The sequence below is a fragment of the Dyella sp. genome (assembly GCF_035508675.1).
Classification (GTDB): Bacteria; Pseudomonadota; Gammaproteobacteria; order Xanthomonadales; family Rhodanobacteraceae; genus Dyella_B.
In genome coordinates, this window is record NZ_DATJMN010000078.1 from 1 (window position 1) to 10959 (window position 10959).

Annotated in this window: 4 protein-coding genes; 3 read left to right on the forward strand and 1 reads right to left on the reverse strand. The window is 63.5% G+C overall.

The features are described 5' to 3' along the window. Nucleotides 1–2410 (reverse strand): ATP-dependent RNA helicase HrpA (gene hrpA, locus VMA74_RS04555; protein WP_325365249.1); only part of this gene is annotated, 2410 nt, incomplete at its 3' end. 600 nt (nucleotides 2411–3010) lie between these two features. Between hrpA and VMA74_RS04560 the strand changes: the two genes are divergently transcribed. The 3 genes from VMA74_RS04560 to VMA74_RS04570 form a co-directional block, all read left to right on the forward strand. Then, nucleotides 3011–5632 (forward strand): glycosyltransferase, encoded by a 2622-nt coding sequence (locus VMA74_RS04560; protein ID WP_325365250.1) that lies wholly within the window; start codon nucleotides 3011–3013, stop codon nucleotides 5630–5632. Nucleotides 5633–5809: 177 nt separating this feature from the next. Further along, nucleotides 5810–7573 carry an autotransporter assembly complex family protein gene (locus VMA74_RS04565; protein WP_325365251.1) on the forward strand — a complete coding sequence of 588 codons (1764 nt, stop codon included), beginning with the start codon at nucleotides 5810–5812 and terminating at the stop codon, nucleotides 7571–7573. 10 nt (nucleotides 7574–7583) lie between these two features. After that, on the forward strand, nucleotides 7584–10959 hold a 3376-nt coding region (locus VMA74_RS04570; protein WP_325365253.1), incomplete at its 3' end, for a translocation/assembly module TamB domain-containing protein.

Genomic DNA, 10959 nt, shown 5'->3' on the forward strand with positions numbered 1-10959 from the left:
CGGGATCCTGCTTTTGGAACGTCACCGGACGGCGCTCGACCAGCACCAGGCCGAACAAGCTGACTTGCTCGTACGCCACCACGGTGCCGCGCTTGCGCGACCAGTGCGCATCGCGGCAGCTGCTGCGCAACAAATGCGCGGCCTGCTGCTCGATCCACAGCGGCTCCACGCGCGCGCACATCATGCCCCACACGCGGCCGCCGATATCGAGAATTTGCGCGGCGAAGAGCCAGTTGGGCGGCGTCTTGGCCAAGGCCGACCCGGGGAAGACCTGGAAGCGGCGTTCGCGCGTGCTGCGGTAGAGGCTTTTTTCGTCCTTGTGGCCGACCTGGGTCGGCAGGCCGGCAAGCAAGCTGCGATGCACGGCCTCGTATTGCCGCTCGGCTTCGCTCTCGCCCCCTCTCCCCCATCCTTGATCAATAACGGGGGAGAGGGCTGGGGTGAGGGGCTGGGTCTTGCCGGAAACCCTGGCTGTACGGCGCTTTTCAGCGCTCTTTTCCCGCACCTGCTTGGCTTCGCGCGAGGCTTTCGCCTCTCCCCCAGATGCGGAAGACGGAGCAAGCAGCCGCCAGCCCAACTCCTCCGTCACCAACAACAACTGCCGATGCAGCTCGCGCCATTCGCGCATGCGCAGGAAGCTCAGGAAATGCCGCGAACACCAGTCGCGCAACTTCGACTGCGTCAGCTCCTCATGCACGCTGTGGTATTCGCGCCACAGGTTCAGCACGCCGACGAAGTCCGACTTGGGATCGGCAAACGCCGCGTGCGCCGCGTCGGCCTGCTGGCGCGCCTCGGCGGGACGCTCGCGCGGGTCCTGGATACTGAGGAAGGCCACCACCACCAGCAACTCGCGCAGGCTGCCCAGCGCATGCGCCTCGACCAGCATGCGCGCCAGCTGCACGTCGATCGGCAGGCGGGAAAGCGTGCGACCAATGGGCGTGAGCTGGCGCCGCTCGTCGATGGCGCCGATTTCGGCAAGTCGGCGATACCCATCCGCCACCACGCGCGGATCGGGCGATTCCAGGAACGGGAATTCATCCACCTCGCCCAACTGCAACGACAGCATGCGCAAAATCACGTTGGCGAGCGAGGAGCGCAGCAGTTCCGGATCGGTGTAGGCCACGCGTGAGGCGTAATCGGCCTCGTCGTACAGGCGATAGCAGATGCCTGGACCCACGCGTCCGCAACGTCCCTTGCGCTGATCGGCGGCCGCCTGCGAAACCGGCTCCACATGCAAACGCTCAAGCTGGCTGCGCTGGCTATAGCGCTTCACCCGCGCGGTGCCGGTGTCGATCACATAGCGGATGCGCGGCACGGTGAGCGAGGTTTCCGCAACATTGGTGGCCAGCACCACGCGGCGCTTGGGTCCGGGTTTGAACACGCGATCCTGATCGGTAGCGGACAGGCGCGCATACAGCGGCAGGATGTCCGTTTCACGGTATTGCCGGCGCGACAGCAGCAAGTGCGCATCACGGATCTCGCGCTCGCCGGGCATGAATACCAGCACGTCGCCGCGCGGATCGTCGTGGGTAATCTCATCCAGTACTGCGGCCACGTGTTCCGCACTGCCCTGCTGCAGTTCGCTGTTGCGCAGACCGCGGCGTGCCGCCACCTCGTCCACGGAACGCCAGCGCACTTCCACCGGATAGGCGCGCCCTTCCACTGCGATCACCGGCACGTTGCCGAAGTGCTCGGCGAAGCGCGCGGTATCGATGGTGGCGGAGGTGACGATGATCTTCAGCTCCGGCCGCTTGGCCGCCAGTCGCTTGAGATAGCCGAGCAGAAAATCGATGTTGAGGCTGCGCTCATGCGCCTCGTCGATGATGATGGTGTCGTACGACGACAGCCAGGGATCGTTCTGCGTTTCGGCCAGCAGGATGCCGTCGGTCATGAACTTGATCAGGCTCTGCTCGGAAACCTGATCGTTGAAGCGCACCTGAAAGCCGACCTTGTCGCCCAGCTGCGTGCCCAATTCTTCGGCCACGCGGCGCGCGACCGAGCGCGCAGCCAGCCGGCGCGGCTGCGTACAACCGATCATGCCGGCTTCACCGCGGCCAGCCGCCAGGCAGAGCTTCGGTAGCTGCGTGGTTTTGCCCGAGCCGGTTTCGCCCGCGATCACAACGATCTGGTGTTCGCGGATCAGCTTGACGATGTCGTCGGCGCGCGCGGTGATCGGCAGCGATTCGTCCAGGCGGATCGGCGGCTTGGCTTGCGCACGCCGCTGCCTGCGGTCGGCCGAGGCGGCGATATCAGCCGCCAGTGTTTCGATTTTTGCTGCATCCGGGCGCCGCGACAGCACACGCCATCGACCCAGCAGGCGGCCAAAATCACGACTGCTTACATGACCGAGTGCCTGACGCAACGCACGCAGACGAGGTTCGTGATCGGTATGAACGGAAGACTGAGACATAGCGTGCAATGATACTTGGACATGCCGGACATCCCCTGCACCTTTGGTTTCCAGGCATAGTGATCAGCATCGCCAAGCGGGACCGACACCATCGCCAAGCAGCTTTCCAAACTGCTGGCCGATACCTACTCGCTTTATCTGAAGACCCATATAGTTTTCACTGGAACGTGCCCGGCGCGCACTTCGCCGGGGTGACGAATCAAAGAGTGCATGGAGCCTTTCCTTAAGTTCGGAGCCTTGATCAAGGAGGGGTGATGTCTGGAAGGTCCACAGGCTGCGCCGCGCGGCTTGGCAAGACGGCCAGTCTCCCCCGGCGCCACGCGGCACACCCTGCGAGCCTTCCAGACATCATGACGACGATACTTACTTCAGTGTTGCCTTAAGCATGAACTCGCTGAGATTCGCCGCCCTGGCGAATCAAGGGATGCATGAAGTTTTCTTTACGTTCGGAGCGTCCCGGCCGGCATGGTGCCCGACCCACGCCAGCCCTGACCTCGTGCTGACCACTCCCGGCGCAATTTATTGAGCCGACGCCCGTTAATTGGTTAAGCTCCACGGGCTTCACATGCCTCGAAAGAGGCCTCTTTGACGGGGATTTTCTTGAGCGCGACACCCAATCCAAGCAAGGCCGGCCCATCATCGATCATCTCTGCCATCCTGCTGGCGCTCGTGGTTGCCGCGTTGAACATCGGCCTGTGGTGGTGGGGCAACCGCCCGCATGGCCCGGAGGACTGGCACGGGCAGATCAACGGCTTCTCCGTTTCGTTCTTCCAGCGCTACCAGAACCCGTTCAACCAGAGCTTTCCCAGCGATGATGAGATTGCCAGTGACCTGAAGCTGCTGCATCAGTACACCGGCCGCATTCGCACCTATTCCACCCTGCTCAATCCTCAGGTGTTCCGCCTGGCCCAAAAAGAGGGGTTGAAGGTGATGGCCGGTGCGGAGATCGACACCCGCCTGGAGAACAACGAGAAGGAACTGGACGCGCTGATCGCGCTGGCGCGGCGCTACCCGGACACCATCGAGCGCGTACTGGTGGGCAACGAGGTGTTGTTCCGCAATAACCTGCCCGTTGACAAGATGATCACGTATCTCGACCGCGCGCGCGCGCACATCCGCCAGCCGGTGTCGATCGCTGAACCGGACTACATCTGGCTGAAGTATCCGCAACTGGCCGACCACGTGGATTACATCACCATCCACCTGTTCCCGTTCTGGAACGGTCTGCCGGTGTCGAGCGACGTCCGCTACTCGGTCGCTTTGCAAGCGGCCGAGGGTGCCTATAACGCCATCAAGCAGCGCTTTCCCAACAAGCACGTGGTGGTCGGCGAGATAGGCTGGCCATCCAACGGGGACCGCCGCGAACGAGCCTATCCGTCCATCTCCAACGAGGCGATCTTCGACCGCGAATGGCTGATCTGGGCCAAGCGCAACCACGTCGACTACTACCTGTTCGAAGCCTTCGACCAGCCGTGGAAGGACGCCCTGGGCGAAGGCCGCACCGGTGCCTACTGGGGGGTGTTCAACGCCGACCGTCAGCTCAAGTTCCCGTTCACCGGCCCGGTGACGGAAGACACCGGCTGGCCGTGGAAGGCGCTGGCCGCCAGCCTGCTGGCGCTGGGGCCGATGATCTGGTTCGGCATCGGCTATCGGCGCTTCAGGCTGACGGGCCGGCTGTTCTTCGACGTGCTGATCCAGCTCGCCTGCGGGCTGATCGTGTGGTCGGTGACGCTGCCGTTCAATTTCTATCTGAGCTGGATCGACTGGAGCATGCTGGTGCTGCTGTTCCCGGCCCAGGTGGCGATCCTGGCGATCCTGTTGATCAACGGCTTCGAGTTCACGGAAGTGTTGTGGCGGCGCCGCTGGATTCGCCATGCCGGCCTGCTGGCACCGGAGCCGGCGGCGCAGCAACCCTTCGTCTCCATCCACCTGGCTTGCTACAACGAGCCGCCGGAGATGGTGATCATCACGCTCGATTCGCTGGCCGCGCTGGAGTATGAAAACTTCGAAGTGCTAGTGATCGACAACAACACCAAGGATCCGGCGGTGTGGCAGCCGGTGCAGGAGTACTGCGAAAAACTCGGCCCCCGCTTCCGCTTCTTCCACCTGGAACCCTGGCCTGGCTTCAAGGCCGGCGCGCTGAACTTCGGCCTGAAGGAAACCAGTCCGAAGGCCGACGTGGTGGCGGTGATCGATGCCGATTACGTGGTGCGCAAGGACTGGCTCGGTACGCTCACCGGTTATTTCCACGACCCGAAGGTGGCGGTGGTGCAATGCCCGCAGGCGCACCGCGACTTCGAGCACAACCGCTTCCGCCGCATGACGGCGTGGGAATACGACGGCTTCTTCCGCATCGGCATGCATCATCGCAACGAGCGCAACGCCATCATCCAGCACGGCACCATGACCATGGTGCGCCGCTCAGCGCTGGAAGGTACCGGCGGCTGGTCGGAATGGACCATCTGCGAAGACGCGGAACTGGGCTTGCGCCTGATGCACGCCGGCTACGAGCTGGTCTATGTCGACGAGTTGATGGGCAAGGGCCTTACCCCGGCCGACTTCAAGGCGTACAAGAGCCAGCGCTACCGCTGGGCGTTCGGCGCCATGCAGATCCTGAAGGGCCGTTGGAATTGGATGACCCGCAAGGGACCGTTGAGCGGTGGCCAGCGCTTTCACTTCCTCACCGGCTGGTTCAGCTGGTTCGCCGATGCGCTACACCTGATCTTCACGATGATGGCGATCTTCTGGACCGCCGGCATGGTCGGCCTGCCGCAGGTTTTCAGCTTGCCGATGCAGTTGTTCCTGGTCCCGATCATTGGTTTCTTCTTCGCCAAGGCCATTTTCGGCATCGTGCTGTACCGTGCGCGCGTGCCCTGCAGCTGGTACGACACCATCATGGCCTCGCTGGCCAGCATGAGCTTGAGCCATGCCATCGCACGCGGCATCCTGCACGGCCTTACGCGCGAGAAAACCTCGTTCGTGGTCACCGCCAAGAGCCGCCGCCTGGGCGGCAGCAACTTCGCCGCCTTTACGCCGGTGCGCGAGGAAATGCTGATGTTCATCGCGCTCATGCTGTGCATCATCGGCATGGCCAAGAGCACCGCGGCGCACTTCACCGAAGGCCAGTTGTGGATGTTCATCCTGGCCGCGCAGTCGATTCCGTATTTCTCGGCGCTGGTGGGCGCGTGGATTGCGCACAAGTCCGGGGACAAAGCGGGTTGATGCGCAAACGGCCATGGCCGCCATGCCCGTCCACGGCATGACGGCCACACACAGCTCGTGCTGTCCCGCCTGCCAGCCAACACTCACCGCAAAATAGGAACCGCCTTAATGCGCGATGCACACCCACCTCGCTAAGCTGGCCCTTGCGATGCCCAGTCGAGGATGGAACCCTAACGCATGCGCCGGATTCGCCATTATCTGAGCCTGCTCCCACTGCTGCTTGTTCCCGCGTTGAGCCATGCGGGGGTACAGCTCGTCGTCAATGGCGTGGACGATCCGCTCAAGGCGGCGGTGGTGGCAGGCGTAAGTCTCTCGCAATATGCCGCGCGCGACGTCAGCGAAGCGCAAGTTCATCGCCTGTACGAGCGCGCCGATACCGAAGTCGACAACGCACTGCGGCCTTACGGCTACTACAACGCGCGCGTCACCGGAAAAATCGAGCAGGCCGGCAAGGACTGGCGCATCACCCTGCACGTCGTTCCCGGCGAACCGGTGAAAGTTACCTCCGTCGATATCCAGCTCGATCCGGCCGCCGCCGCGCTACAGCCGATCCGGGCTGCACGGCGCGGCATCGACAAACTCAAGGGCCAGCGCCTTGACGATGCCGCCTACGGTGCCGCGCGCGACGCCTTGAACAACGCCCTCACGGCCAATGGGTATCTCGACGCAAAACTCACCGTCCATCGCGTGGAAGTGAACCGCGGCGAGCACAGCGCCGCCATCCATCTGGCCTGGGACGTCGGACGTCGTTACCGCTACGGGCAGGTGCGCTTCGAGGGCTCGCAGTTCCAGCCGGATTTCCTGCAACGCTACGTGCCGTTCAAGGCTGGCGACTATTTCGACCAGAACCAGTTGCTCACCTTGCAGCAAGCGCTGAACAGTGCGGATTATTTCTCGGTCGTCAACGTCATCCCCGAAACCGATCAGGCGAAGGATGGCGTGGTCGACATCGAGGTGCAGCTGGCGCCGGCCAAGCGCAGGATCTACACCAGCGGCCTGTTCGTCGGCACCGACACTGGCGTGGGTGTGCGCGGCGGCGTGGCCTATCGATGGGTCAACAGCTACGGCCACAAGTGGAAGAACGATCTGGTGTTGGCGCAACGACTGAAAACGCTCTCCACCCAGTACACCATTCCGCTGCCGGGAGACAACCAACGCAGCCTCAACTTCGGCGCCAACTACCGCGACGCCAATACCGTCACCTCGCAATCGCGCACGCTCGAACTGGTCGCCAACCAAAGCGAACTCTGGCACGAATGGGTGCGCACCGTGGGCGTACACGCCCTGACCGGCACCTTCAGCGTCGGCAAGACGCCGAACGAACCGGAAAGCACACCCGGCGTGGAGCATGGCCACAGCACTTTGCTCTACGCCGAAGGTTCGCTGAGCCGCAAGGTGGCCGACAATTTCGATTTCGTGCGTCGCGGCTGGTCGTTGAACTTCGACGTGCGCAGTACCGCCAGCACCCTGCTTTCCACCGCACGTTTCAGCGAAATCACCGCCAGCGGCAAATGGATTCACTCGCTCGGGCGCAGCAATCGCCTGATCCTGCGCGGCGATCTCGGCCACGTGTGGACCAATCAGTTCGACGCGCTGCCGCCACAGTTGCGCTTCTTCGCCGGCGGCGATCAATCCGTTCGCGGCTATGGGTATCAATCCATCGGCCCGGAGAATAGTTACAACCGCGTGATCGGCGGCAGCAGCCTGGTGATCGGCAGCGCCACGCTGGAGCATTACTTCACGCCACGCTGGGGCATTGCCACCTTCGTCGACGCCGGCAATGCCTTCAATGGCGTCAACGTGCATCCCAAGATCGGCACCGGTATCGGCGTACGCTGGCGTTCTCCGGTCGGGCTGATTCGCGTCGACGTGGGCACGCCCATCAACGATGCGCAGCGCCACGGCGTGGAATTGCATCTCGTGATCGGCCCGGATCTGTGAGGCTGAGCATATGAATACGACACCGCCCACAGCTCCTCGCCCCCGCCGCCGCTGGTTGCGCTTGATCGCCCTCATCGTCTGCACCTTTGTGGTGACCGTGGCAGGCGGCCTCGGCTGGCTGCTATGCACCGGTTCAGGCTTGCGCTTCGCCCTGGCGCAAGCGCAGGGCTTCATGCATGGCGCACTGCAAGTGCAACAGGCAGAGGGGCGCCTGATCGGGCCGATCGATATCGCATGGCTGCGCTATGACGACGGCAAGGGTACGGACGTCGCCATCACACGCGTGCACCTCAACTGGAATATCGCCTCCCTGCTCTACAAGCGTCTGCATGTGGTCGATCTTCGTGTCGACCGCGTGGCCGTGGCATTGCCGGCGACGCAGGAGAGCGCGTCATCCACTACTTTTTCGCTGAAGCCACCGATTGCACTAATGCTGGATCGCGTGCACGTCGGCCCGGTCACGATCAAGGAAGACGGCAAACCGCTGTTCGCTGCCGATCAGCTCGACCTTGCCGGCAGCTGGACCAACCGCGGCATCACGGCAAGCCAACTGGCCCTGCGTGCGCCGGACGGCCATGTCGATCTCATCGGACAACTAAGTACTGGCCGCCGCTATCGTGGTAATGGCCATGCCGAGGTGGCATGGAAAATCGGCGGCACCGAATACGCCGGCACGCTCGACGCCCGGGGCAATGGGCGCAACGCGCAGTTGCACGTGGCCTTGACCCAACCCATGGCTGCGCAACTGCAACTGGCGCTGGACCAGCGCAACAACAATGCATGGACCGCCACCCTCGATGCCCCCGCCTTCGACCCCGCGTTCCTGCTGGGCCAAAGCTCGATCACGCGGCTCGGCGCACACCTGCAAGGCAACGGCAACCAGCAAGGCGGCACGCTCACCGGCCAGCTGGATCTCAACCAATACCAGCTCATGCTGCAGCCACTGCAAGCGAGTTTCGACAAGGATTTCAAGCAACTGAACTTGCAGCAACTGCATATTGCTTCACCGCAGATCAAAGGCGTGGTCCAGGCCACCGGCACGGTTCAACTTGACGCGCACCCGCTGAGCGCCGATCTCGCCATCGACTGGAAGGATGTCGCGTTACCGGCGGACCTTATCGGGCAAGTGCTCGTCAGCCAGGGACGCCTGGCGGCCAAAGGCAGCGCGGATGCCTACCACGCCGAGGGCGATGTAACCATTGGCCCACCCGGCAAGCCGGCCAAACTCACGCTCAACCTGGATGGAACGCCACAGCAGATCCAGTTGCATACGCTGCGCCTGCTGCAACCGCAAGGCAACTTCAACGCGCAGGGCACGCTCGTCTTGCAGCCCGATCTCGCCTGGCAATTGCAGGCCAGTGCCAGCAAGTTCGATCCCGGCCAGCTGTTTGCCGACTGGCCGGGATCGCTGGAGGCCGATCTCGTCACCCAGGGCAAGCTGACCCGGAACGGCCCTGACGCAACGCTCGAACTGCGCAAGCTGGACGGCCAACTGCGCCAGCGCCAACTGCGCGGCACTGGCCATCTGCATCTGTCGCCGAACCATGTCGTGGATGGCACGCTCGACCTCGCCTCCGGCAGCAGCACGGTGAAGCTGCAGGCGCGTCCGGGAAACAGCAATGATGCGAATGTCACGCTGGCCATCGCTTCGTTGAACGATTGGCTGCCCCAAGCGGCAGGTACGCTCAACGGACAATTCCGCGTGCGAGGCAACTACCCCAAGCTGGCGGTGAACGGCACACTGCAAGGCCAGTCGCTGGCCTGGGACCAGCAGCGTGTGCAGCAACTGCAATTGCAAGCCGACATTCCCGACGTCAGCACGCTTGGCGGCAAGCTGCAATTGCATGCGACAGGCGCCGATGTCGGGGGCCTGGCGTTCAAGCAGATCCGCCTGAATGGCCAGGGCACGTCGGCCCGGCACGAACTCAGCCTCGATGCGCAAGGGACGCCCATTTCCACCTCGCTGGCATTGAGCGGCGCATTGAAAGGCAGCAACTGGAACGGCACGCTGTCCTCGCTCACGCTGGACGTCCAGGGCCTGCCGCGCTGGCATTTGCAGCAAGCCACGCCGCTGGGCTGGGACAGCGGCAGCGCCAGCCTAGGCGAACTGTGCCTCACCGCAGGCGAGCCGCTGCTTTGCGTCAACGGCAAGCTCGACAAGGGCGGCAACCTCGATGCCGGCTATCGCCTGCAGGCGGTGCCGCTGGCCTTGATCGCCAGCGCTGCCGGCAGCACCAGCATGCCGATCAGCGCCGAGGGCACACTGGAAGGCAGCGGCAAGATACAGCGCACGGCAGCCGGCGTGCTGACCGGCAATGCCTCGATTACCTCGGCGCAGGGCCGCATCACCTACAACGAGCATCCCGACCAGCCGCTGCTGTCGTACAAGCAACTCGCCGTGAATGCCACGCTCGCGCCGGACAACCAGCAAGCCACCCTGCATGCCTCCATCAACGGGAATGGCCGTCTGGATGGCCAGATCGCCGTGACCGGCAAACAGCAGGCACTTAGCGGCCAGGTTGGATTGCATCTGGAAGATCTCGCCTTCATCAGCCTGTTCACGGACGAACTCGCCAACGTGAAAGGACGCATCGATGGCGATTTCCGGCTCGGGGGCACGCTATCCACGCCGGACATCACCGGCCAGGCGGCCATCAACGGCTTTGCCGCCGAAGTGCCCGATGCGGGTTTGAAGCTGACCGATGGACGCCTCGTTGCCAGCACCAACGATGCGCGCGTCCTCAACCTCGATGGCAGCGTGCAATCCGGCAAGGGAGCGTTGACGATCAACGGCACCGCGGCGCTGGATACCCAGACAGCGACCGCCATCACCTTGAAAGGCAATACCGTCACCGTCGTCGATATCCCTGCCGCAAAGGTCGTGGTGACTCCGGACCTGCTCGTGCGCCACGATGCGCAAGGCCTGCAGGCTACCGGCTCCGTGCGGCTGGACAATGCCGACGTGAATCTCGACAAGCTGCCGGGCGGCGGCGTCAACAAGGCATCGCCAGACGTGGTTGTCGTCGACGAACCGCAAGCTGCCGCCGGCAGCGGCGCCATACCGATCCATGCGTCGATCAAGGTCGATCTCGGTCAGCGCGCGCACCTGGTCGGCATGGGGCTGGACGGTCACCTGGGCGGCATCATCACCGTCGACGAACGCCCCGGCCGCCCCACCACCGGGCAAGGGCAGGTCACCGTCAACGGCACCTATAAAGCATACGGGCAAAACCTGCAGATTCAGCAGGGGCAACTGCTGTTCGCCAGCACACCAATCGACAACCCTGGCCTCAACATCAAGGCCATACGCAGCCTGCAACCCAACTCGACCGTCAATGAAGGCCAGCAAGTGGGCCTGCAAATCACCGGCACTGCACAGCGCCCCG